The sequence below is a fragment of the Streptomyces sp. NPDC040432 genome (genome assembly GCF_055595445.1).
Genome location: NZ_JBVIVP010000021.1, coordinates 90617 through 114416, shown reverse-complemented (window position 1 = coordinate 114416; position 23800 = coordinate 90617). Strand labels below are relative to the sequence as shown.

17 protein-coding genes and 1 pseudogene are annotated in these 23800 nt (G+C 73.1%); 12 read left to right on the top strand and 6 right to left on the bottom strand.

Annotated features, from left to right (window positions below; translation table 11 throughout):
* The first annotated feature begins 26 nt into the window (after nt 1-26).
* Nucleotides 27-3263: a CHAT domain-containing protein gene (locus ACZ58N_RS30990; protein ID WP_471166531.1), complete on the top strand. Its 3237-nt coding sequence runs from the start codon at nt 27-29 to the stop codon at nt 3261-3263.
* 27 nt (nt 3264-3290) lie between these two features.
* On the opposite strand, the gene ACZ58N_RS30985 is transcribed toward ACZ58N_RS30990, so the two are convergent.
* Both ACZ58N_RS30985 and ACZ58N_RS30980 read right to left on the bottom strand, forming a co-directional pair.
* Nucleotides 3291-5042 carry a CATRA conflict system CASPASE/TPR repeat-associated protein gene (locus ACZ58N_RS30985; RefSeq protein WP_471166528.1) on the bottom strand — a complete coding sequence of 584 codons (1752 nt, stop codon included), beginning with the start codon at nt 5040-5042 and terminating at the stop codon, nt 3291-3293.
* A complete protein-coding gene (locus ACZ58N_RS30980; protein WP_471166525.1) occupies nt 5035-6780 on the bottom strand; it encodes a CATRA system-associated protein in 1746 nt (581 codons plus the stop codon). The genes ACZ58N_RS30985 and ACZ58N_RS30980 overlap by 8 nt, the downstream gene beginning before the upstream one ends.
* A gap of 451 nt (nt 6781-7231) precedes the next feature.
* Here ACZ58N_RS30980 and ACZ58N_RS30975 point away from each other — a divergent pair, with 451 nt between their 5' ends.
* The 8 genes from ACZ58N_RS30975 (at nt 7232) to ACZ58N_RS30940 (ending at nt 16020) form a co-directional block, all read left to right on the top strand.
* The gene (locus ACZ58N_RS30975; protein WP_471166522.1) at nt 7232-8092 is read left to right on the top strand and encodes a hypothetical protein; all 861 of its coding nucleotides are present in this window, start codon (nt 7232-7234) and stop codon (nt 8090-8092) included.
* Nucleotides 8089-9228, top strand: a complete 1140-nt coding sequence (gene grrM, locus ACZ58N_RS30970; RefSeq protein ID WP_471166520.1) for a cyclophane-forming radical SAM/SPASM peptide maturase GrrM/OscB — start codon at nt 8089-8091, stop codon at nt 9226-9228. Before ACZ58N_RS30975 ends, grrM begins: the two co-directional genes overlap by 4 nt.
* A complete protein-coding gene (locus ACZ58N_RS30965) occupies nt 9225-10829 on the top strand; it encodes an asparagine synthase-related protein (RefSeq protein WP_471166518.1) in 1605 nt (534 codons plus the stop codon). Before grrM ends, ACZ58N_RS30965 begins: the two co-directional genes overlap by 4 nt.
* A gap of 120 nt (nt 10830-10949) precedes the next feature.
* Nucleotides 10950-12641 carry an oleate hydratase gene (locus ACZ58N_RS30960; protein ID WP_471166515.1) on the top strand — a complete coding sequence of 564 codons (1692 nt, stop codon included), beginning with the start codon at nt 10950-10952 and terminating at the stop codon, nt 12639-12641.
* A gap of 64 nt (nt 12642-12705) precedes the next feature.
* Entirely contained in the window at nt 12706-13125 is a 420-nt protein-coding gene (gene panD / locus ACZ58N_RS30955; protein WP_471166513.1) for an aspartate 1-decarboxylase, read from the top strand.
* Between the two features lie 13 nt (nt 13126-13138).
* Nucleotides 13139-13480 carry a GNAT family N-acetyltransferase gene (locus tag ACZ58N_RS30950; protein WP_471166511.1) on the top strand — a complete coding sequence of 114 codons (342 nt, stop codon included), beginning with the start codon at nt 13139-13141 and terminating at the stop codon, nt 13478-13480.
* Nucleotides 13477-14091, top strand: coding sequence for an arylsulfatase (locus ACZ58N_RS30945; RefSeq protein ID WP_471166508.1), 615 nt, complete (start codon nt 13477-13479; stop codon nt 14089-14091). Before ACZ58N_RS30950 ends, ACZ58N_RS30945 begins: the two co-directional genes overlap by 4 nt.
* Nucleotides 14092-14646: 555 nt before the next feature.
* Complete coding sequence (locus ACZ58N_RS30940; RefSeq protein ID WP_471166506.1) at nt 14647-16020, top strand: transglycosylase family protein; 1374 nt, start codon at nt 14647-14649, stop codon at nt 16018-16020.
* A 78-nt stretch (nt 16021-16098) separates the two neighbouring features.
* On the opposite strand, the pseudogene ACZ58N_RS30935 reads toward ACZ58N_RS30940, so the two are convergent.
* A pseudogene (locus ACZ58N_RS30935) lies at nt 16099-16857 on the bottom strand (DMT family transporter); the annotation flags it as partial.
* Between the two features lie 445 nt (nt 16858-17302).
* Between ACZ58N_RS30935 and ACZ58N_RS30930 the strand changes: the two are divergent.
* From ACZ58N_RS30930 to ACZ58N_RS30920, 3 genes are all read left to right on the top strand, one after another.
* The gene (locus ACZ58N_RS30930; RefSeq protein WP_471166504.1) at nt 17303-18766 is read left to right on the top strand and encodes an SDR family NAD(P)-dependent oxidoreductase; all 1464 of its coding nucleotides are present in this window, start codon (nt 17303-17305) and stop codon (nt 18764-18766) included.
* Between the two features lie 713 nt (nt 18767-19479).
* Nucleotides 19480-19650, top strand: coding sequence for a hypothetical protein (locus ACZ58N_RS30925; RefSeq protein WP_471166502.1), 171 nt, complete (start codon nt 19480-19482; stop codon nt 19648-19650).
* A gap of 154 nt (nt 19651-19804) precedes the next feature.
* Nucleotides 19805-20797, top strand: coding sequence for an NAD-dependent epimerase/dehydratase family protein (locus ACZ58N_RS30920; RefSeq protein ID WP_471166501.1), 993 nt, complete (start codon nt 19805-19807; stop codon nt 20795-20797).
* On the opposite strand, the gene ACZ58N_RS30915 is transcribed toward ACZ58N_RS30920, so the two are convergent.
* From ACZ58N_RS30915 to ACZ58N_RS30905, 3 genes are read right to left on the bottom strand one after another with little or no spacing between them, the layout of a single operon-like run.
* A complete protein-coding gene (locus ACZ58N_RS30915; protein ID WP_471166500.1) occupies nt 20774-22222 on the bottom strand; it encodes a lipase maturation factor family protein in 1449 nt (482 codons plus the stop codon). The two genes, ACZ58N_RS30920 and ACZ58N_RS30915, sit on opposite strands and share 24 nt — an antisense overlap.
* A gap of 11 nt (nt 22223-22233) precedes the next feature.
* Complete coding sequence (locus tag ACZ58N_RS30910) at nt 22234-22764, bottom strand: DUF1990 family protein (RefSeq protein ID WP_471166498.1); 531 nt, start codon at nt 22762-22764, stop codon at nt 22234-22236.
* 28 nt (nt 22765-22792) lie between these two features.
* Nucleotides 22793-23752 carry a YndJ family protein gene (locus ACZ58N_RS30905; RefSeq protein WP_471166496.1) on the bottom strand — a complete coding sequence of 320 codons (960 nt, stop codon included), beginning with the start codon at nt 23750-23752 and terminating at the stop codon, nt 22793-22795.
* Nucleotides 23753-23800 lie beyond the last annotated feature (48 nt).

The window sequence follows — 23800 nt, the reverse complement described above, 5'->3', positions numbered from 1 at the left end:
CCGTATGCCCCGAGGAGTCAAGCCGCATGTCCGATTCCGACCTTCACGCGCGTCTGACCGAACGGATCGTCGCCTACCAGCAGACGCAGGACCAGCGGCTCCTGTTCGGCCCCGAAGCCGACGCGGAACTCGACCGGATGGCCCGGGTCGTCGCGACCTCCCGCCCGCCACGGACCGCGCGGGGGCGGCAACGGATGGCGCAGCTCTACCACGTCGCGGCATGGGTCCACTTCCACCGCTACCACCGCAGCCCCGGCGATGAGGGCTTCGAGGACCTCGCACTGGCCGTCTTCCTCCTCACCCCGCTCATGGGCATCGACGCCGTGATCCCCCCACCGTTGTTGCCGGCGCTCGGCAACGTCCCCGATCCCCGGGCCCAGCTGGACCTCGCCACGATGCTCCTCGAACGGGGGCCGGCCTTCGTCGACGACCGCTTCACCGGATCCGCCATGGCGCTGCTGCACGGAGCGGCCGAGCGGACCACGGACCCGGCGCACCGGGCCGAACTGACGAGCCGGCTGGGCAACGCGCACCGGGCGCGCGCCCACGCGCAGCTGGGGGCCGACCGCTCCGAACTGGACCGCGCGGTGACGCTGTGCCGGACCGCCGTCGACATCGCCCCGCCGGACCCCGTGCTCCGGGTCCGGCTGCGGTACCGCCTCGGCCTGGCCCTGCAGTCCCGTCACCAGTTCGGGGAGGCGACGTCCGACATCGCGGAGGCGGTGATGCTCCTGGAGGACGTGGTGCGGGAGACGCCACCCGGTGACGAGAAACTGCCGCTGAGGATCGCCGACCTGGCCACCGCCCTGAGCGACCGGCACGACACCGACGGGAACCCGTCCGATGCCTACCGCGCCGTCGACGTCATGACCGAGGCGATGCGCCTGGGGCCGTTCCGACCCGATGTTGCCGAGCGGTGCCACAGTGTCTTCCAGACCGTGCTGAGCCACAAGTACCTGCTGTCCGGCCGTCCCGAGGACGGCGACCGCGCGGTGGAGCACGGTGAGAGGGCATTGGCGCTGCTGCCCGCCGACAGTGCGGACCTTACGGACGGCACGGCCCGCGCGTCACGTTTCAGTGCTCTCGGCGCACTCTCGCAGAGCCATCTGATCCGCTACGAGCACGAGGGCCGCTCCGCCGATCTCGACCGTGCGATCGATCTGGCGGAGGACCGCCTGGCCGCAGCGGTCCTCCCGGGGGACCGTCCTCTCGCGGCGAAGCTGTTGGCGAACTGTCTCATCTCCCGCGGTTCCCGTGACGAGCAGATCGACGACGTGCACCGCGCGATATCCCTGCTGGGCGAAGCCATCGCCGGGACACCCGAAGGGCACCCGCTCCTGGCGGACGTGCACGACAGCCTCGGCACCGCGTACCTCGGCCGCTACGCGCTCCGGAGGGACCCGGGGGACCTCGACCTCGTCGTCGACACGGCGGGCCGCGCCCTGCGCGGTACCCCGCCGGGCACCAGGAGCGCCGCTCGGCGCTCGAACCTCGGACACGCCCACCTCGCCCGCTACCGGCGGTCGGGGCAGCCGCACGACCTGGACCGGGCGGTCGAACATTGCGTCGGGGCCCTGCGGGAGCTGACCCCCGACGCGTCCCGCGGGCCCGGTGGGTTGGTCACGTCCGGGCTCGCGGCGTCGGCGCTCCTGGAGCGGTTCCTGAAGGAGCCGAGCCCCACGGACCGGGCACACGCCGCCTTCCTGCTCGACCGCTCGTGGGGCCCGCCCGCGGCGTCCCGCGCCCGAGTCCAGTACCTCCAGGAGCTGGGGGGCCTCGCCCTCGCCTCCGGTCGGCACGACCTCGCGGCGCAGCTCCTGGACGAGGCCGCGCTGATGCTCCCGGCGGCAATACCCGATGGGACGGCCCCGATCGACCTGATCCTGCCCCTCACCCTCCACTTGTTGACGGCCGAGTACGCCATCGAGGCACACTGCGCCCTCGGCAGTCCCTCCGACGCCCTCGCCTCGGCCGAACTCGCCCGCGGCGTCCTGACGAAGGGCGGTACGCGCCCGCCGGAGCGGGCCGACGGGAGCCCGCTCCTCGACGGCGCCGCCCACGCCGCGGCAGCCCGGCGCTTCGCCGAAGTCCGCCGGGGACTTGCCCCGGCGACGTCCCGGAACCCGCCGGGACGGGCCGCGGCCGACCCGGACGCCGACCGCCGGACGTATGAGGAGGCGTGTGCGTCGCTCCGGCAACGGCCCGGCCTGGCCCGGTTCCTGTTTCCCACAGACGTCTCCGGCCTGCGGCCCCCCGGGGTCTCCGGGGCGGTCGTCGTCGTCAGCCCCGGCCTGCGCACCGGCCACGCCCTGATCATCGGACCGGACGCGGAGCCGATCGCGCTGCCCCTGCCGGCCCTGACCCGGGAGATGGTGACCGGGTACACCGGGATGTTCGTCCAGGCGACCGGGCAGATTCCGGTGGTACTGGAGGCCCGTCCGGCCGAGTTGCTGCCCGAGATCCTCGACTGGCTGTGGCGTGCGGTGGGCGAGCCCGTCACCGCCCGGGTGCGGCAGCTGCTGCCCGGACAGCCTCCCAGGGTGTGGTGGATCCCCATCGGGATGTTGTCCGTACTGCCGTTCCACACGGCCGGCCCGGCGGACGGCGGCCCCGGGTGCCTGGACGCCGTCGTCTCCTCGTACGCGACGACCGTGCGCGGGCCGCTGCGCGCCCCCGCAGGGGTGGATCGGGCCCGTCCACGGCGCCGACTCGTGGTCGCCGTACCGAACAGCCCGGGTCTGAGGGAGCTGCCCGGAGCCCGGCAAGAGGCCCGGGAACTGGCGGCCCGCGGTGGTGAGGTCCTGCTGGACGCCGACAGGGCCGGTGTCCTGGCCGCCCTGCCGTCGGCGGACCTGGTGCACTTCGCCTGCCACGCCGGCACCAGCCCCCTGTCGCCCTCGGAGGGCGCCCTGCACCTGAGCGACGGCCCGCTGAGCATCGCCGAGATCAGCGCACTGAACCTGGCGCACGCGGACCTGGCCTACCTGTCGGCCTGCTCCACGGGCCAGGGCGGCTGGCGATACGCGGGAGAGGCCCTGCACCTGGCGTCCGCGTTCCAGCAGGCGGGGTTCCCGCACGTCGTCTCCAGCCTGTGGCCGGTGTCCGACCCGGTGGCCGTGCGGTTCGCCCGCCGCTTCTACGAGGAACTCCCGGACACCACGGGCACCGCCGCCGAGGCGCTGAACCGGACCGCGCGGTGGATGCGGGACCGCAACCCGGACCGCCCCGACCAGTGGTCGACCTTCGTGCACAGTGGTCCCTGAACGGCCCGGGGGACCCACCCGCCCGCCTCAGGACGACGGATCTCGGACGGGCAACGGATCGGGGGCTGACAGTACGCCCTCGGTCAGCCAGTCCTGACCCCGGTCGTCGACGAGGGCACCGGCCACCCGGAGCCGTTGGGCGATCTTGCGCCGGCAGGCCGCGGTGTCCGACAACTGGATGAAGTTGCGGCCCGCCAGATCGGCGATGGGGCGGTGCGCGCCGACCCGGACGATCACCGTGCGCTCGGGGGCGTGGGCGAGGGCCATGCCGAGTTCGAGCAGGACGTTGGGTCGCGCCTGCATGCCGATCGAGGTCTCCTCGGGCGGATCCCCGGGGTCGCACAGCCCGGGGTGGAGCTGGACCACGTCCTCCGGCGTCAGCAGCACCACGACCGCGGCGGCCCGCCGGATGCCCTGCGCCACCACCTCCCCGAGGAAGGGACTGCCCTCACCGGTGGACTCCACGACGCTCTCCCATTCCAGGGGGTTCAGACCGAGCGAGCGCAGGAAGGCGAACATTCCGGCGCGCACGACGGACTCCCGTCCGTGGACGACGAACACGTTGCGGCGTGTCGCGTGGGGGTCGGGGGAGCGGGGGCACCGCGGGTCGGGAACCTCGACAGGGGGCGTCGGGCGGGGCACGGGCTCCACCTCCCGGACCAGGGGAACTGCCACCGTGCCCGCTCCGCGCGTGGCCTCCCAGCGGTCCACGGCGTCCGTCAGGTAGCCCGTCTCGTCGTCGAGCGCCGCGAGCAGCCGGCCCGCGAGCGCGTGGTCGTCGGCGAGGAGACCCGTGTACGGGGGTGGAGCGCCCAGGACCCGAGCCATGTTGTCGGCCGCGATGTCCACGGTGCGACGCAACGAGCGCAACCTCGGCAGGAGTTGACGGGCTTCGGCGATCAGCAGGGTGGGGTCGGCCATCTCGGCGCGTCCCGATGACAGCCCCGCGACCGCGCGTTCGGTGGCCTCCTCGATGAGTTCGCGCAGGAGCCCCGCCCGACCGTCCCGGCGCCAGACGCGCAACTGGTAGCGCAGTGTGGACGTGTGCAGGAGGTATCGGGCGAGCGGGGGGATCGCGGTGCCGCCCGACGACCAGGCCCAGGCGCTGGCCGCGGCCTCGTCGTCCGCTCCGGCCACCAGCAGGACGTCCCGTCGGGGCCGTTCGTCCGCGCCCGGATCGGGCTCCCACATGAACAACCGCTCGTGGACGACGACCCCGCGCCGCTGCCACGCCGGATCGCGTGGGGGATCGGGCAGCCGGGCGGCCGGCCCGGCGACGATCCCGACGGGATCGGCCACGACGTCGTCGGCGCCGTGGACGGGCCGCGCGAGTCGGGCGACACGGACCCGGGACTCCCCGATCAGCGGCGCGGTCCTGCCGTGGGAGACCGCGTTCCACTGACGTTCGAGCAGCCGCCACCCGGGCCGTTCCGTACGCGGAGCCAGCGCCACCGAGAGGGACAGGACGTCATGATGGCGGCGCAGCACGGCCTGGTAGTCGTCGTCGGCCCGCTCCTGGGCGGCCACCGTACGGGTGCCCGCCGAGCCGTCCTCGGCCCGGGTCAGCTCGGCGGCCGTCGCCGGCAGGTCGCGGGGCAGCCCGGTGCCCCGGAGGGGCGATTCCATCGCGAACAGGTGCCGGCAGGCCGTCCAGATGTCGGCCACCGCGCGGTAGGCCGCGGCGGCGTGCGGACCGCCGAGCGGGGCGAAGAGGTGCAGGACGAGGTGTTCGTCGAGGAGTTCCCCGGTCCCCGCCTCGGGGCGGACCCCTTCAGTCACCGGCGGATCCGCCGCGACCGGGAGCGGCCGGCCCGTCCGCCTGCTGCTGCGCGGTTCGGTGGACGAGGTCGTGCAGGAGGACGGCGACGCGCTCCTGCAGCCCCGGATCGGCGCCCTCCTCCTCGGGCGTCGATCCGGCCTTGATCATCCGGGAGGGCGCTGCGTCCTCCAGAGCGGAGGTGGCGTCCCTCAGACCTTCGTGGGACCCGTCACGAAGAGCGGTCGCCAAAGCCTCCACGGCCCGCCGGACCCCCACCCAGTCCGCCTCGGGGAGCTGCCACTTGAGACAGCCGGCCAAGACCTCGATGGCGTCGGAGTAGTCCGTCGATCCACCCTGCGCCGTGGCGAGTTCGTCATGTGAGGACATCGTGCGGGGTCCCTCCCGTCCGTCCGGCCGAAGGCCTTCGATTCTCGCACCATCGGGCTGCGCGCGGAGGAGATCCGCGATGGCGGCGGGCCCGATCCGTCCGATGTCGCCGGGCCGCACCACCAGGCGAAGTTCCGGACAGATCACGCCGCTTCGTGCACGCGCCAAGAAGGAGCGCACCACCATCGTCAGCAGCTCCGGGGGAGTGGTGCCGTCCACGCGGGCCAGCCCGGAACCCACCAGCCCCATCGCCAGGGGGCGGCGGCGGCCGTGGCGGGCGACGTGGTCCCACAGGCGGTCGAGGCTCGACGTCAGGTGCTCCAAGGACGAGGTGGCCACCAGGTCGTTGCCCATCCGGCTGTAGGCGACGCCGAAGACCTGCCGGTCACCGGCCCACAGCGGGACGACCGTTCCGATCGGGTACCGGATGAGCTTGCCCAGCCTCTTGCGCGACCTCGATTCGACCGAAACCCGGGACACGTGGCGCAGCGCGCGGCGCAGCTCGCCGTCGAGCCGGGTCCGGTCGCCACCGAACAGGGCCTGCGGCAACTGGCCTTGGAGACTGTCCCGGTTGATCACCCGGTCGTCGGTGGAGGTGTCGAAGGTGTCGGTGAACCCGATCGCCAGGTCGGCGTCCGACTGGTCGAAGAGGTCGCCCGAGACTAGCACCACCGCCGTTCTGAGCAGCGGGAACTCCCGCCGCAGCACGGTCTCGCCCGCCCTGCCCACCTCGCGCACCCGGTCGCGGAGGGCGGACAGCGTACGGTCGAGCTCGGCGTCCCCGGCTGCGTGCTCGGCCAGCTCCTCGCCGACGGACAGGGCGGCCGAACTGTCCCCCACCTTCATGTGGGCCCGGAACAGCTCCCGTTGGGCCGATTCCCGCAGGGCCCACAGCTGCCGCACGGGCCTCCGGGCGAAGTCGTACCCCTCGACGTCCTGAAGGGGTCGGCCCCGCCACAGGGCGAGGGCCCTCGACAGGACGGTGACCGCCGAGGCGGCCGGTAGCCGTCGCCCCTCCGCGACCAGGGCCTGGAACTCCCACAGGTCGATCTGTTCCGTCCGCAGCGCCAACCGGTACGCGCTGGGCCGCCCCGGCTCGGTGACGATCACCTCGTCGCCGCGACCGTCCCGACCGGGGGACAGGAGTCGGCGCAGGGCCAGGACGTGCTTCTGCACGGCCACCCGGTCACCGCGCCGCACCGGCACGTCGACGCCCCACACGTCGTGGGCGATCTCGTCCACCGACACCGACTCGCCCCGCCCGAGCGCGAGCCGGGCCAGGACGGCTGTCGTCAACGGGGGTGGCGCGATCCGGTCCTCCCCGAGGCGCACCCGGGCCCGTCCGAACAGTGTCAGCCGGAGATTCTCCACGTGGCCCTCGCCGCCATTCGTCCCAACACCCCTGAACGCGGAGCCAGTTTAACGAGCGGTCGTCGGCGGGGCGGGCGGAAGCGAAGAGGAAGCGCCCCGGCAGCGGGACGGCCCTTGTGGGGGAAGCGCGCCGGCGGGTCGAATCGGCGGGTCGACACACCACCTCACCAAGGAGTCGAAGATGCCGGCGACAGAACGGCGAACCGAACTGGCAGCACAGATGAAGGCCTTGACCGAATCCGCGAGCGGCCCCGTCTCGGTGTCGGTCGCCACCGGGGAAGTCAGGTCCGTCGCGGACCGTGTGGAACGCATCCGTGCCGCACACCCGTCCGCGAGTCGCGGTTCCTGCCTCTCGGGTTACTCGACCTGGGGCGACTGACAACCACCCGACCCGTGTCCCGGGGCCGCCGCACCGCGCGGCCCCGGGACCACCCCCACAACCGGAGCCCGCATGCTGACGACCGGGATCACCCTGTCCAACCGTTCCGAAGCGTTCCGCCCGTCGGACGTCATGATCAGTTCGGGTACGAGGCGGCTGGCCGGCGTCCCCGGCGTCGCGGCGGACCCGACGGCCGTCGTCCCCAGGGACGACTGGCGCCCCCTCGACGGTCGCGAGCGGGAACTGCTCCGCGCCCGGCCCGGCACCCCGTTGAACCTCATGCTGACCGTGGTGGGCCTCGACGCGGAGTCCCTGGCACGATGCCAGGACCGGCTGCTGCCGCTGCTCGCGACGGCCGGTCGGAACGCAACGGACGAGGAGGACGAGGAGAGCGGGCACCGCAGCGCCGTCCTGGGAGAGGTCCGGGAGCGGATCCTCGACGCCGTGCTGCGCGGCGTGGGCGCCGTCAGCACCCGCCAGGGGGCCGCCGACAGCGTCGTGCACCGGCCCGGCCTCGTTTCCACCGCGTACAACTACGAGCAGCGGACCTTCATGGGCCTGCACCTCGACAACCACGAGGACCACGCGTTGGCCGAGCGGCACCGCTCCCTCCTGCTGACGGTGACCAACCTCGGCACCGCCGACCGCTGGGTCCACTTCGTCAACCTCCGCGCGGTCGACCTGATGAGGCTGCTCGCCGACACGGGCCGGGAGGTCCCGGACACCGGCCACGCCCTGAAGAACGCGTTCGTCACCGCCTTCCCCTCCCAGCCCGTACTGCGCGTGCGGCTCCGGCCCGGACAGGCGTACCTCGTCAACACCCAGGACGTGCTGCACGACGGCGCCACGAACACCGAAGGCGAGGCGGACATTTCGTTCCTGACGGCCAATCGGCTGTCTCCCGCACTCGTGGGCGTGCGGGGGACGCCGTGACGACGCCGGCGCCCGCCGGCGTCCCGCCGGTCGGCCCCATCCGTCAAGTGGTGCTCCAGGCAACGGGCTTCTGCAACATCGACTGCTCGTACTGCTACCTCCCCGACCGCCTCACGCGGACGGTGATGCCGTTGGCCACCGTGCGGGCCACGGCCAGGGCCCTCGCCGGGAGCGGGCTGCTCGCGGAGGAGGTCGAGATCCGCTGGCACGCCGGCGAGCCGCTGACCGCCCCGCGCCGGTTCTACGCCGAGGCGCACGCCGTGCTGCGCCACGAACTGGAGGAACGGACCCGGCTGAGCTTCTCCCTCCAGACCAACGGCCTCCTCCTCGACAGCGCCTGGGTCCGGTTCCTCGGTACGGAACGGGTGCGGGTCGGCGTCAGCCTGGACGGCCCCGAGGAGGTGCACGACGCCTACCGGCGCACCCGAGCCGGACGGGGCACGCTGGCCCGGGCCCTCAAGGGGGTCGCCCACCTCACCGAGGCGGGGCTGCCCTACGACGTGATCTCCGTGATCACCCCGGTCACCCTCTCCCGGACGCGCGAGTACCTGGACTTCATGGCGGAGCTGGCCCCCCGCTCGCTCGGGCTGAACCCCGAGGAGACAGAAGGGGGCAACGCGTCCACCCTGCACCGGTCCGCCGGGTTCGAGGAGGGCTACCGGACGTTCCTGCGCGAGGTCGCCGCATGGTCCGGGCGGACCGGGATCGACGTGCGCGAGCTCGTCCACATGCGGCGCCACGTCCTGGAGAACGACCTGCCCGTCCGCAACACCCAGAACGAACCCCTGTCCATCGTCACCGTGGGCGTCGACGGCAGGGTGTCCTCGTTCTCCCCCGAACTCTTCGGATGGACCAGCGAGACCTACGGGGACTTCGTCGCCGGCCGGGTGACCGACCCGGACTTCCGCTTCGACCGTTGGCCCGAGCCCTTCCGGCGGATGGCCTCCGACATCGAGCGTGGCCGCGCGCACTGCGAACGCACCTGCCCCTACTACTCCTTGTGCGGGGGCGGTGCCCCGGCGAACAAGTGGGCCGAGACCGGGGACCTGGCCGCCACCCGGACCCGGTTCTGCTCCCTCGGGGTGATGGCCGTCGCCGACGTCGTCCTGGAGTCGCTGGAACAGGCCCCGCGGTGAACGACCGAGCGGCCCGCGGACCCCGGATCACGGTCCGCGGCCATTGCCCCCCGGATTCCGAGGCGACCCTCCGCGCCGCCCTGGCCACCGCGCCGGCCGACACCGCGTCCTGTGCCGCCCTGGCGGACCTGCCGGGACACTTCGCGGTGACCGTCGAGTACCCCGACCGCGATGTCGTCCTCGTGTCCCGGTCGGGAGCCGTCGCCCACTTCTACGACACCCGCGCACCCCGGGCCCACGGGGCCTGCCTGGCGGACGTCCTCGCCGCCGCGGGGCGCGAACCACGCTGGAACACCGAAGCCGTCGCCGACCACCTGGTGCACGGGCACCCACTCGGTGACGCCACCCTCGACGGCGACGTCCGCCGGGTCCCGGCCGGAGCCGTCGCGACCCTCACCCACGACGCCCCCGCCCTGATCACCGCACCGACCGCACCCGGCCCGGCCGACTCCCCGGCATCACCCACCGCCACCGCCCACCTCGCGCTGACCGCGTTGCGCACCGCCGTCCGCGCCGCGGCCGACGTCCCGTGCGCGCTGTCCATGTCGGGCGGCCTCGACGCCCGCCTGCTGCTGGCCGCGCTGCTCGCGGACGGGGTCCGTCCGCGCCTGCTGATCTCGGGCGTGCCGGGCTCGTTCGACCGTACCGTCGCCGTCGCCATCGCCCGGGACCTCGGCCTGCCCCACCAGGTGCACGCCGTCGCCCCCGCCCCGCTCCTGGCCGGAGCCGCGCGCACGGTGCGGGCCACGGACGGACTCCTGCCCCTGAGCAACTGGGCGGGCATGGCCCACGTGGCCGAGAGCATCGGCGCCGAGCCGGTCCTCTTCGGTTACCACGGGGAGCTGGCCCGGGCTCATCACCTTCCCGCCATCGGCCTACGGGCATGGCCCCTGTCCGCGCGCCCGGCCTCGGAGGCGCCCGGACACCTGCTCGCGCGCAGCGGGGGTGATCCGTTCCTGCCGCCCGAACACCACCGTCTCGCGGACGACCTCCGCGAGGCGCTCCGCCCGCGGGCCATGGAGGAGCGGATCCGCTCGGCGATCTCCCGGGACGTGGGCCCCCGCCCGGATTCCGACGCCGGTCGCGGAACCCTGCTCGGCGCCACCGAGACGTTCTTCCGCACGCAGTACGGCCGGCGCAAGATCGCCGTCAACCTGGCGGCCATCGGGACCCGCGTCCACTGGAGGGTCCCCCTGCTCGACCCCGACTGGAGCGACGCCGTCCAGCGACTGCCCCGCCACTGGAAACTGGGCGACCGGTGGCACCGCTGGGCCATCGACCGCCTCCACCCGGAGCTCCTGCGCTACCCCGAGGAACGCTACGGTGCCACCACTTCCCGTCGGCCCCCGCCGCGCTACTGGCTGCGCGGACCAGGCCTGCCGAGCACTCCGTTCTACGCGGACCAGGTCCCCCTCCGCACCGAAAGCCCGCTCATGGCGGAGCTGGCCCGCGTCGATGCCGGGGGACTGGCCCCCTTCATCGACCCGTCACTGGTCGGGCAGCTGATCCGCGAGCAGGCCCGGTCCTCGACACGCCCCCACCTGTCCTTCGCCCTGGCCGCCCTGGCCGGCTGGTCCCGGAACCTGACCCGTACGGGTTGACGGTCCGAAGCGCGGCCTCGCCCCGGGCTCCCCGGCTCGACGGGCGGGCCCCCGGGCGCGCCCCTATCGTGCACAGGGAGCGGCGGCGAGCGGCCGGTGTCCGGCGGAGGGAGTTCCGGCATGGCGAAGGCGTACCTGGTGGGCAGCGGGATCGCGGCCCTTTCGGCCGCGGCGTTCCTGATCCGGGACGGCGGGTTCGCGGGGTCCGACATCGTGCTCCTGGAGGAACAGGACCGCGAGGGCGGCAGTCTGGACGCGGCGGGCTCGCCCACGACGGGCTACACCATGCGCGGCGGACGCATGTTCGAGCTGCATTTCGAGTGCACCTACGACCTGTTCCGCTCCATTCCCTCCCTGGACGACCCGTCGAAGTCCGTGACGGCGGACACCTTCGCCTTCCACGAGGACTTCGCCTGGGACGACCACGCCCGGCTGGTCGACGCCAACGGCAGGATCGTCGACGCGCACGGCATGGGTTTCTCCGAGCGGGACCGGCTGGAGCTGATCGCGTGCGCGGCGACGCCGGAGCGGCAGTTGGACGGCAAACGGATCACCGACTGCTTCGGCGAGGGCTTCTTCCGCACGAACTTCTGGTGGATGTGGTGCACCACCTTCGCCTTCGAGCCCTGGCACAGCGCCGTCGAGTTCCACCGCTACCTGAACCGGTTCGTCCACCTCTTCAAGACGTTCGACACCATGTCGGGCATCTACCGGACCCGCTTCAACCAGTTCGACTCGATCGTGCGGCCATTGCTGAAGTGGCTCACCGACCAGGGCGTGACCGTACGCCTCGGGAGCCGGGTCACGGACCTGACGTTCGCCGGAGAAGGTGAAGGCGAAGGGGGAGGTGAACGGGGCCGGAACCGGGACGGCGGCGATCACGGGGACGCGCTCACCGTCACCGCGCTCACCGTGACCCGCGCAGGACGCGCCGAACGGATCGCGGTCGGTCCCGACGACCTGGTCATGGTCACCAACGGCTCGATGACGGCCGGCTCCGCCCTGGGCACGACCGACGCACCGCCCGTCCTCGACGCGACCGCCCCCGGCGGCTCCTGGGCGCTGTGGGAGACGCTCGCCGCGAAACGGCCCGGCCTGGGCCGCCCGGCGGTCTTCAACTCCTCGCCCACCGACTCCTGCTGGGGTTCCTTCACCGTCACCACCAAGGACCCCACCTTCTTCGAACTGATGGAGGACTTCAGCGGCAGCGAGGCCGGCAAGGGCGGACTGATCACCTTCAAGGACTCGGCCTGGCTGCTGACCATCGTCCTCAACCACCAGCCCCACTTCCGGGACCAGCCCGACGACACCTTCGTGTGGTGGGGATACGGGCTCTTCCCCGACCGGGAGGGCGACTTCGTCGGGAAGCCGATGCGGGACTGTTCGGGCCGGGAGATCCTCGACGAGGTCCTGCACCACCTGCGCTTCGAACAGGCCCCGCGGATCCTCGACACCTCGATCGTCATTCCCGCCCTGATGCCCTACATCACCAGCCAGTTCCTGGTCCGCGGCCGGGGCGACCGGCCGCCGGTGGTGCCCGAGAAGTCGACGAACCTCGCTTTCATCGGCCAGTACGCCGAGGTGCCGGACGACGTCGTCTTCACCGTCGAGTACTCCGTACGCACCGCCTGGACGGCGGTGGCCGGCCTGCTCCACCTCGACACGGGACCGCCGCCCGTCTTCGCCGGCCGTCGCGACCCCCGGGTGCTGGTCGAGGCCCTCGAAACCCTCCACCGCCGCGGCCCCCGCCCCGACCGTCCGGGGCCGGCCCGTACGCCCGGGGGAGCTGACCGGGAGGGCGACTCGTTGTAGGGTGCGGAGACCGCCCTTGACCTGCGGAAAGCGGGCAGGGAGCAGACAATCCGGGAGTTTCCGCATGCTTCGTACCATGTTCAAGTCCAAGATCCACCGGGCCACCGTGACCCAGGCCGACCTGCACTACGTCGGATCCGTCACCATCGATGCCGATCTGCTGGACGCGGCCGATCTGCTCCCCGGGGAACTGGTGCACATCGTGGACATCACCAACGGGGCGCGTCTGGAGACGTACGTCATCGAGGGTGAGCGCGGCTCGGGCGTCATCGGGATCAACGGGGCCGCCGCCCACCTCGTGCACCCCGGGGACCTGGTCATCCTCATCAGCTACGCGCAGGTGGACGACGCCGAGGCGCGGGTCCTCGTGCCGAGCGTGGTGCACGTCGACGCCGACAACAGGATCATCGAACTGGGCGCGGACCCGTCCGCCCCGGTACCGGGTACGGACCAGCGGCGAAGCCCGCACGCAGTGGCCGGCTGAGGGAGTGGGGACGATGGCGATCGAACTGCGGGACGAACGCGCGGCGGGCCGGCTGCTGGCCGTCGAGGACGGTGGGACGGTCGGGCACATCGCCTACTTCGTCCTCGCCGACGAACCCCACGCCCTGGTGGCGGTGCACACCGTGGTCGAGGCGGGCCACGAGGGCAAGGGCATCGCCGGGCAGTTGGTGCGGCACTTCTACGGGACGGCCGCCGCCGAGGGCGTTCCGGTCGTACCGCTCTGCCCCTACGCCGCGAGTTGGGCCGCCAAGCACCCCGACGAGGCGCCCGAGGCGGCGGCCGAGGTGGTCGAGGCCGCCAAGGCGCAGCTGAAGGGTGACCCCGAGTTGTGGTGAGGGAGCTGACCCTGCTGCACACCTCCTCCGTCCACGTCCCGGTCTTCGACGCGTTGCGCGACCGGCACCATCCGGACGCCGCCCTGCGGCACCTGGTGGCCCCCGGGCTCCTCGACCGGGCCCGGGCGCACGGGCCCGGCTCGGTGGTCGGGGACATCGCGGCGCGGCTCGAAGGCGTCGACGGCCCCGTGCTGGTGACCTGTTCGACGATCGGGGCGGTCGCGGAGGCCCTCGCCCCCACCCTCGGGGTTCCGGTGTCGCGGGTGGACCGTCCGATGGCCGCCGAGGCCGTCCGTCGCGGTCCGCGGATCGCCGTACTGGCGGCCGTGGGGTCGACGCTCGCCCCGACCGCGGAGCTGCTGGCCGAGGTCGCCGACGGCCGTCCGGTGTCGGTGCGTACGCACCTCGTCGACGCGGCGTGGCCGTTGTTCGAGGCCGGGGACGACGCCGACTTCCATGCCGCCGTGGCCGCGGCGGTGGACTCCGTCACCGACGCGGACGTCATCGTGCTGGCGCAGGTCTCGATGGCCGGGGCCGCGCCCCTCGTGCGCACTCGACTGCCCGTGCTCACGAGCCCCCTCAGCGGTCTCGCCGCCTGCCTGACCCCGTAGGCCCGTCGCGGAACTCCCTCCGGGACCGCGACCACGAGCGAGGAATCGCCCGTTCGGGTGAAGTCGGGCCCCGGATCCGGCCGGGTCCCGCGGCCCGCCCGGGACCGCGCGGATCCGGGGGGCGTGCCCGGCCGGATCGGGGGAAGGTGGGACACATGGTGCGCAACGCAGAGCAGACCCAGCCCCCGGTGCCCGGCCCCGATCCGATCCCCGCGCCGGTCCCGCCGGTACCGGGCCCCCCGCCCGTACCGCGCCCGGCACCGCCCGTGCCCGGGCCGGTCCCCGAGCCCGACCCGGTACCCCCGCCGCCCGGACCCGCGCCGATCCCGCAGCCCGGCCCGCTGAGCCGCGGCTAGCCGGCCGGGAGACCACGCCCCCTTCGGAGTGGTCGCTCCCGGTCCGGGACGGTCGGGCCGGGAGCGGAGCCGGACGAAAGACGGACGGAGCCGGATGTAGCGGTCAACTTCCCCTTGGGGGCGGCCGGTTGTGGCCCTTGCCAGGAATGTGGCACGCCGTTAGGTTGTGCGGTTCCTGCATGTCTTCAAGGGGGCTCCCATGGGTGTACGGGGCCGGCACCGCCGGTACCAGCCGAGCAGCATCAACCGGGCCTCGCTCGCCGTCACCGCCGGTGGCGCCGGGATCGCCCTACCGTTGATCGGCGCCGGGGTCGCGAACGCCGCCTCCGTGGATACGTGGAACAAGGTCGCCCACTGCGAGTCGACCAACAACTGGAAGATCAACACCGGGAACGGCTACTACGGCGGGCTCCAGTTCAGCCAGAGCACGTGGCGGGAGTTCGGCGGAACGGCTTTCGCGCCGCGCGCCGACCTCGCCACCCGGGAGCAGCAGATCGCGGTCGCCGAGAAGGTCCTGAAGGGCCAGGGGCCCAAGGCGTGGCCGGCGTGCGGCCCGCAGGCAGGCCTCAGCCGCAGCGGCCCCGCACCCGTCCTGGGCTCGACGGCCGCGCCCCAGCCGCCGAAGGCCCCGCAGCCGAAGGCCTCGGAGTCCAAGGCGCAGCAGCCGCAGGCGCAGGCGCCCAAGGACCGGATCCAGGCGACCAAGGCCACCACGGGTGCGCCGGTGGCACTGCCCCGCCCGACCGGGACGTCGGTCCTGCCGAACCCGTACGTCGTCGCGCCCGGCGACTCCCTCTCGGCCATCGCCACCGACCAGCACGTCGAGGGCGGCTGGCAGGCCCTCTACGAGACGAACCGCACCACCATCGGCGGCAACCCGAACCTGATCTTCCCCGGGCAGCGGCTGACCCTGCGGATCACCACCGCCCCGCCCGCGCAGAACCCGGAGAAGCCGCCGCGCACCGCGGAGCCCGTCAAGCCGGTGGAGCCGGCGGCACCCGCGCCGGAGCGGAGCAAGCCCGCGCAGCAGCCGGCCCCGAAGCCGACGCCGGAACAGAGCAAGCCCGCCGCCAAGCCCAAGCCCACCGAGCAGGCCAAGCCCGTCGAGAAGCCCAAGCCGGAACCGGTCTCCAAGCCCGCCGCCAAGCCCGTTCAGCAGCCGGCCGCCGGAGGGTTCTCCGCGCCGGTCGACGGCGGCCTCGGCACCGCCTACCGGGTCTCCGGATCGTCCTGGTCCAGCGGGTACCACACGGGCGTCGACTTCCCGGTGCCGACCGGCACCAGCGTCAAGTCAGTGGGTCCCGGCACGGTCCTGTCGGCCGGCTGGGCCGGCGCCTACGGCTACCAGGTCGTCATCAAGCACTCCGACGGCCGGTACTCCCAGTACGCCCACCTCTCCGCGCTCGGCGTGAAGGCCGGTCAGCAGGTCTCCGGCGGCCAGCGCATCGGCCGGTCCGGTTCGACGGGCAACAGCAGCGGTCCGCACCTGCACTTCGAGATGCGCACGGCTCCCGGGTACGGCTCCGACATCGACCCGTTGAAGTACCTGCGCGGGCACGGCGTCCGCATCTGACCCCCGCACGTGCGGCGGCACGGCCGTGAGCAGGATCAGGCCGGCCGCCGCCAGCAGCCCGCTCGTCGTCGCGGCGAGCGCGCCGACGGTGCCGTGGCGGAAGCCCTCGTCGAACAAGGAGATCCCGACCGCCGCCGCGACCACCGGATTGACGACCGTCACGGTGGCCAGCGGCGCGGTCAGCCCGGCCCCCCGGTACGCCGCCTGCGACAGCAGCAGTCCGCCCGCGGCCAGCAGGGCGATCGCCGCCAGGTCCGGCCACAGCGCGGCCAGGGCGCCCGGGGTGAAGCCCTCCGCCACCGCCTTGGTGAACACCGAGCCCATCCCGAAGGCCGTGCCGGCCGCCGCCGCGAGCAGCACGCTGCGCAGCACGGGACGGACCACCCGGTGCGCGGCGAGGAACAGCGCCGCCACCACGGCTCCCGTCACCGTCAGCAGGAGGATCCGCTCCCCTCCTACGAGGGACTGGCGTCCGGCGCCGTCCCCACCCGTCAGGGCGAGCAGCCCGGCCAGTCCCGCCGTCGCCATGACCGCGCCCCGCCATGCCGCCGCCCCCGCGCGGCGTCCCACGAACACGGCCGCCATCGGCAGCGCGAAGACGATCGTCAGCGCACCGAGTGGCTGGACCAGGCTCAACGGCCCGTACGCCAGGGCCGCCACGTGCAGCAGCGCGCCGAGGCCGTTGAGCCCCACGGCCACCCACCATCCGGCCCGGCGCAGGGGTGCGTAACCGCGGCCGGGGGAGGTCGCCGCGACACGTTCCTGGACGATCGCGCCGGCCGCGTACGCGACGGCCGACACCAGGCAGAGCAGAACCGACAGGGCCAAGGCACTCATAAGATCCACCATGCCCCAGCCCGGCCGGCTGTTCATCCGCCCAGAGGGGGCATGATCGCCGTCCGAGTCATCCTCCGGGCATACACCAGGAGGAGTACGTCGGGTCATCGCTCGTACGCGAGCGGTACGCGGTGCCGCCGAAGGGCCTCCGCTCCGCGGCCGGAACGCGACCTCCCCGATGTCCGGATCGCCCCAGGTGGTCGTGCGTCACCGTAGGAGTCCGTGCGGCACGCCGAGGGGCGCAGCCGCTCGCCGGGCCCGCGGTCGCGGTCCGGGGCGCGGGGGACGCGGAGCGTCACGTAACCATCCATACCGTGACAGCCCGCTCGCGTTGTGTGAGGTGCGCAAGGACGGGTTTGGCTCCCGGCGCACAGGCTCCGTACAGTTGCGGTTTTGAGGACTTCCGCAGCACGCGGACGCAGACCAACCAGGAACGGCAGCGGCCATGACGGTGACCGAAGACAACCACGCATACGGGCCGGGCATCGACCCCGAGCGTCTTGCCCTCTGCCTCGGTGTGATCGACGAGCTGGACAAGCTGGACGTCGACCACCCGGACGCCATCACCGTACGCCGCGCCACCGCCGGCCTCTACCGGACGGTCAAGCAGCGCCGCCGCCAGGAGCGCCGCGCCGCCAAGACCGCCAACGACAAGGCCGTCACCGAGGCGACCGCGACCGGTTCCGCCGAACGGATCGACGACGAGACCCAGGGCAACGCCCTGACCGCCGCGGCCAAGGGCCCGATCGCCGGAATACTCCAGCGCCCGCGGTCCTGCTACGTCTGCAAGACCCGCTACGTCGAGGTCGACGCGTTCTACCACCAGCTCTGCCAGGACTGCGCCGCCTTCAACCACGCGCGCCGCGACGCGCGCACCGACCTGACCGGCCGGCGCGCGCTCCTCACGGGCGGCCGCGCCAAGATCGGCATGTACATCGCGCTGCGGCTGCTGCGCGACGGCGCGCACACCACCATCACCACGCGCTTCCCCAGCGACGCGATCCGCCGCTTCAAGGCGATGCCCGACAGCTCCGAATGGCTGCACCGCCTGAAGATCGTCGGCATCGACCTGCGCGACCCGGCCCAGGTCGTCGCCCTCGCCGACTCCGTCGCCGCCGAGGGTCCGCTCGACATCCTGATCAACAACGCGGCCCAGACCGTCCGTCGTTCCCCCGGCGCCTACAGCGAGCTGGTCGCGGCGGAGAACGCCCCGCTCCCGGCCGGTGAGCTGCCCTCCGCCGAGGTCATCGGCACCTTCGGCAGCGGCACCGTCGACCGCGGGGCCGCCCTGACGTCCGGCAGCGGCGAGAAGCTCAGCGCCCAGGACGTCACCGACCTCGCGCTGGTCTCCGGCTCGGCCTCGCCGGCTCGGATCGCCGCGGGCACCGCCATCGACGCCGGTGGCCTCGTGCCCGACCTCCACGACACGAACAGCTGGATCCAGACGGTGTCCGAGGTGGACCCCGTGGAGCTCCTCGAAGTGCAGCTCTGCAACTCCACCGCCCCGTTCATCCTCATCAGCCGGCTCCGGCCGGCGATGGCCGCGGCCGAGGCGGGACGCCGCTACGTGGTCAACGTCTCCGCCATGGAAGGGGTGTTCAGCCGCGGTTACAAGGGCGCCGGCCACCCGCACACCAACATGGCGAAGGCCGCGCTGAACATGCTGACGCGCACCAGCGCCCAGGAGATGTTCCAGAAGGACCAGATCCTGATGACCGCCGTCGACACGGGCTGGATCACGGACGAGCGTCCGCACCCGGACAAGATCCGCCTGGCGGAGGAGGGCTTCCACGCCCCCCTGGACCTGGTCGACGGCGCCGCCCGCGTCTACGACCCGATCGTCCGGGGCGAGCTCGGCGAGGACCTGTTCGGCGTGTTCCTCAAGGACTACGCCCCCGCCAACTGGTAGTCCGCCGCACGGTCGTTCGTCGACCGGTGGAACCGCCGTCGAGGACCCCGGGCTCCGGGGTCCTCGCTCGGTTCACCCCGCGCACGCGCGCGGCGAGCAGTTCGAGGACCGGCCGGCAGTCCTCCGTCACCCCGCGGTCGACGCGGACGCGGACGCGATGACGCAGGGTCTCCGGGTCCTATTGCTCATAGGGCCGCGTCGGAGCGGGGTGCTCCCGGGCGATGCCCGCGACGCGGGCGCCCAGGAGCGGCCGCCGCTCCCGGGTCGGGCCGTGCAGCAGTCCGGCCGCCCGGAGTTCCCTGTCGGGCCGGTGCGAACGGCGCAGCGGCGCCGCCGTCCGTGACCGCGGCCCCGGTGCGCGTCCGGCAGCACATGAGCTCGTCGGTACTGCCGATCCCCGGTACGTCCGCCAACGCCGTCCCATCCCCCGTTCGGGTCATTGTTCGCGCGCACGCCTCACGGCCGTCGAGCGGACGGGTCCGGGGTGGAACACCGGTGTACGACTCGCCGAACGCCGGGCGAAAACATGCGGTCCAGCGTGGATTTTACCCTTCCATCGAGCGGGGCCCCGCTCATATGTGTACGCTGAGCCGCAAGGAGCCCCACCCGGGCACCGCTCCACCAAGGCGCCACCGCGTCCGGAAACTCTTATATTTCCCTATGTCCGGCGCGCGTCAGTGTTCGCCGGGTTACGCGACACGAGGGAGTGCGCGGTGACTGAAACGACGAAGCCCGAAAAGACCCTGGAGCGACCGGGTCGGGGCACACGCACGAAGTCCGACGAGCTCGGCAGCCTCGAAGTGTGGGCGCGCTCCGCGCCGATCCGGCTGGCGGGTTACGAGGACGACCTGGCCGAACCCCACATCCTGCCCGGCATCGACTAGCACGCCCCCAGACCGGGAACCGGTCCGTGCCCCCGCGCCGATGGGCGACGGGGGCACGGCGTGCGCGGAGTTCCCGTTCCGCGTCCGCCCTCGGCGTGATCGCTGAAGGCGATCAGCCCTTACCCGGGCCGCTCAGGTCGTGCAGTCTCGGTCCATGAGACTACTGATGCTGGGTGGTACCGAATTCGTCGGCCGCGCGATCGTCGACGACGCCCTGGACCGAGGCTGGGACGTGACCGTCTTCCACCGCGGTCACCACGCCGCCCCGCCCGGCACGGCCGCGCTCCACGGGGACCGCACGGCTCCCGACGGACTCGCGGCCCTCGCCGAGGGGGAGTGGGACCTGGTCGTCGACACCTGGAGCGGCGCCCCCGTCGTGGTGCGCGACAGCGCCCGGCTGCTGGCCGGCCGGGTCGGGCGGTACACGTACGTCTCCAGCCGCTCGGTGTACGCCCACCCCGCTCCGGCCGGCGCCGGCGAGGACGGCCCGCTCGTCGAGGGATCCCCCGACGCGGAGGCGACCGCCTACGCCGAGGACAAGCGCGGCGGCGAACTGGCCGTCGAGGCCGCCTTCGGGGACCGTGCGCTACTGGTGCGGGCGGGCCTGATCGTCGGCCCGTACGAGAACGTCGGCCGGCTGCCCTGGTGGCTGAACCGGGTGGCCCGTGGCGGCCCCCTCCTGGCCCCCGGCCGCCCCGACCTGCCCCTCCAGTACATCGACGTGCGCGACCTCGCGCGCTGGACCCTGGACTCCGCCGCGGCCGGTCGCTCCGGCGCCTACGACCTGGTCTCGCCCCCTGGCCACGCCACCATGGGCAGCCTCATCGCGGCCTGCGCCGCCGCCACCGGCGGTACGGTCGAGCCGCGTTGGACCCCGGACGCGGTGATCGAGGAGGCCGGCATCGAACCCTGGACGGAACTGCCGATCTGGCTTCCCGAGGGAGAGCTGTACGACTTCATGTTCGGCGCCGACGTGACCAAGGCCCTCGACGCCGGCCTGACCTGCAGGCCCGTCGAGGAGACGGCCGCGGACACCTGGGCCTGGCTGCAGAGCCTCGGCGGCGTCGCCCCGCACCGTCCCGACCGTCCGCAGAAGGGCATCTCCGCCGAGCGCGAGGCGGCCCTACTCGGGATCCGGGGGTTCTGAGGAGGCCCGCTCCGTGAGCCGGGTCGGCGGCAGGTACTCGCGCACCAGCGTGCGGTGCCACCACGCGCCCGTCTCACGGAGCTCCCTCCGGGTGGTGAACCGGTAGCGGTACAGCCGAGCCCGCACGAAGCGCGGCGGGGCGTCCGGGAAGGGGTTGTGGCGCAGCAGCCGCAGGGTGTCCCGGTCACCCGCGAGCAGCCGCTCGACGAACGGTCCGAACCAGTCCCGCGCGTAGCCGGGGGACAGCGCCGCGAACCACATGAGCCAGTCGAGGCGCAGGTGGTAGGGGGCGAACTGGCGCGGCAGCCGGCGGAGTTCACCGGGTTTGCCCCTGAAGCCGTACTCCCGCCACACGCCGTCCTCGCGCGGCGTCCGCTCGTCGGTGCCCTCGACGACCACCTCCTCGCGGATCCGGCCGACCGAGCCGAAGGCCCCGTAGGTGTTGACCAGGTGGAGCCCGTCGTAGGAACGGTTCATCACCTGGTGGCGCGAGATCATGTTGGCGACCGGGTGCCGGCTCAGCACCAGGACCAGGACGGTCACCGCGCACACGAGGACCACGTACCACGGGGGAGCCGTGCGCGAGGCGGCGGCGGGCGGCGGCCCGGTGAACCGGGTGAGGTCGACGGCCGACAGGGCGAGCGCGATCGTCAGCCAGTTCAGCCAGGCGAAATTGCCGGAGAGGACCAGCCACAGTTGGGTGGCGACCATCACGGCAGCGGCGAACGACGCCACCGGCTGTGGGGCGAACAGCAGGAACGGGACGGCGAGTTGCGTCACGTGGTTCGCGGCGCACTCCACCCGGTGCAGCGGCTTCGGCAGGTGGTGGAAGAACCAACTGAACGGCCCGGGCATGGGCTGCGTCTCGTGGTGGTGGTAGAGGCAGGTGAGCTTCCGCCAGCAGGCGTCGCCCCGCATCTTGATCAGTCCGGCGCCGAACTCCACCCGGAACAGCACCCACCACAGCAGCCACAGCACCAGCAGGGGAGGACCGGCCCGGGCGTTGCCCAGGAAGACGGCGAGGAAGCCCACCTCCAGCAGCAGCGACTCCCAGCCGAAGGAGTACCAGGTCTGCCCCACGTTGACGATGGACAGGTACAGCAACCACAGGACGGCCCACATCGTCATGGCCGCGCCCAACGGGACCGCGTCGCCGAACCCCGCCGCCAACGCGGCGGCGAGCGCCGAGCCGGCCCAGGCGCAGCAGGCGAAGAGCCGGTCGGAGTAGTGGAGTTGGAACAGGCTCGGCGCGCGCCGGAAGGGCACGTACCGCACGTGGCGCGGGACGGGCAGCATGCCGTGGGCCCCGATCAGGGCCCGGAACTGCAGGGCGGCCCCGACGAAGGCGAGGACGTAGACGCCGGCGAGGGTCCGCTGGAACACGATCCGGGCCGGCCAGTACGCGGGAGCGGTGAACCAGTCCATCCCCTCCAGTATCAGCCGCCCGCGGCCAGTCCGCGCAGGTGGCGGGTGAGCCACCGGGCGTAGCCGCGCTGGAGGACGGGGACGATCGGGCCCGCGAGGCGGGTGTACCAGGTGGCCGGGCGGCTGAAGGCGGTCACCTCGAACCACACCGTGCCGTCCTCGGCGAGTTCCACCAGGAACGACTCCTCGCCGCTCTCGGGGTGCCCGGTCCGGGTGCCGTAGGCGAAACCGGCCCGGTCCGCGGCGTCCGGTACCCAGATCACCTCGCACGGCACGCTGACGCGCAGCGGGCCGATGCCGAGACCGATCTCCACCCGCACTCCGGGTGCGGCGGGCCCGTCCGCCCGGACGTCGGCCCCGGTCGCACGGTGCATGGCGAACTCCGACACCGCCCTGCCCGCCGTCTCGAACACCTCGCGGCCGTGTCCGATGCGGGCCCGGTGGTGCAGGTGGTTGTAGCCGGCGGGGAGGGGGCGACGCAGGGTGGCTCCGCGGTCGGGGTAGTTGAGGGTGTCCCGGCCGGTGGTGGTGAGGCGGGTCATGGGGTGCTCTCCGTTCGTGGGTTCGCGTTCAGCGGGTCATGGCCCGGGGCGCGGCGGTCGTCGCGCGGTCGATCGGTTCGCCCGGGACGGGTCGGGCGGCAGGGGCGGTGGGTGTGGCCGGCGCGGCGGGTGCGGTCGGGTCGGTGGGTGCGGTCGGGGTCCTCCGGATGCCCGGAGTGGCGGCGAGGCGGCGCCAGGCCAGCAGCGAGCAGAGGGCGAAGCCGAGCGCGTTGCCGAGGCCGTGCGTCGCGGCCATCCAGGTCAAGGTGGGGTGTGCGATCCCGGTGGCCTCGCCCACCGCCCACCACAGGGCCAGCAGCATCGTCGCGATCAGTACGGCCGCGGAGACCGCCAGGAGGGTGCCGGTGGTCCGGTCCCGCGCGGTGGGCCGCAGGTCGCGCCAGGTCACGAATGCCACGGCCCACATCCCGGCCGTCAGTACCACCGCCCCCAGCAGTTCGGCCCAGTCGTCCACGAAATATCCGACGAGCACCAGCAAGGTGCCGGCGGGGACGCTGTATGCCGCCCAGCGCGCCCACCGTCGGCCGCCCGCCGATCGACAGACCAGTCCGGCCACCAGTGCCGCCGTGAACCCGGCGAAGTGGAAGTGGGGGACGGTCAGGGCCAGGATGTCGAGGTCGAAGCCGAAGAGCCGGTATCCGGCCCGCTCGGCGACCAGTGCGGTCCCGGCGATCGAGGGTGAGACCAGCGCCGTCAGCGCGGCCACCTCGGCGGGGGCGAGGGAGCGGGTCCGCAGCAGTCGGACCGGGGCGTGTGCGGCCAGGGCCAGCGCCGCGAGCGCGTAGAGCGCGGCGAGCGCGGTGGCCGCGGCTCCGCGTGGCAGCCACAGGCACAGCGCCCCGGGAAGGGCCGCGAGCGGCCACAGTCGGGCGGCTGTGCGCAATCCGGTGGGGTCGATGAGGAGGAGGCCCACGGGGACGACGTAGAACATGCCCAGGGTGACGATCAGGTTGACGATCACCGTCATGACGCACTCCTTTGAACGTGTTCAAGTTACTGTCGTGACCCTACGGGG

Excerpts from the sequence above, each read along its gene's own strand:
- ACZ58N_RS30990 (WP_471166531.1), top strand. The coding sequence starts at position 27 with ATGTCCGATTCCGACCTTCACGCGCGTCTGACCGAACGGATCGTCGCC.
- ACZ58N_RS30975 (WP_471166522.1), top strand. The coding sequence starts at position 7,232 with ATGCTGACGACCGGGATCACCCTGTCCAACCGTTCCGAAGCGTTCCGC.
- ACZ58N_RS30960 (WP_471166515.1), top strand. The coding sequence starts at position 10,950 with ATGGCGAAGGCGTACCTGGTGGGCAGCGGGATCGCGGCCCTTTCGGCC.
- panD (WP_471166513.1), top strand. The coding sequence starts at position 12,706 with ATGCTTCGTACCATGTTCAAGTCCAAGATCCACCGGGCCACCGTGACC.
- ACZ58N_RS30950 (WP_471166511.1), top strand. The coding sequence starts at position 13,139 with ATGGCGATCGAACTGCGGGACGAACGCGCGGCGGGCCGGCTGCTGGCC.
- ACZ58N_RS30940 (WP_471166506.1), top strand. The coding sequence starts at position 14,647 with ATGGGTGTACGGGGCCGGCACCGCCGGTACCAGCCGAGCAGCATCAAC.
- ACZ58N_RS30930 (WP_471166504.1), top strand. The coding sequence starts at position 17,303 with ATGACGGTGACCGAAGACAACCACGCATACGGGCCGGGCATCGACCCC.
- ACZ58N_RS30920 (WP_471166501.1), top strand. The coding sequence starts at position 19,805 with ATGAGACTACTGATGCTGGGTGGTACCGAATTCGTCGGCCGCGCGATC.
- ACZ58N_RS30915 (WP_471166500.1), bottom strand. The coding sequence starts at position 22,222 with ATGGACTGGTTCACCGCTCCCGCGTACTGGCCGGCCCGGATCGTGTTC.
- ACZ58N_RS30910 (WP_471166498.1), bottom strand. The coding sequence starts at position 22,764 with ATGACCCGCCTCACCACCACCGGCCGGGACACCCTCAACTACCCCGAC.
- ACZ58N_RS30905 (WP_471166496.1), bottom strand. The coding sequence starts at position 23,752 with ATGACGGTGATCGTCAACCTGATCGTCACCCTGGGCATGTTCTACGTC.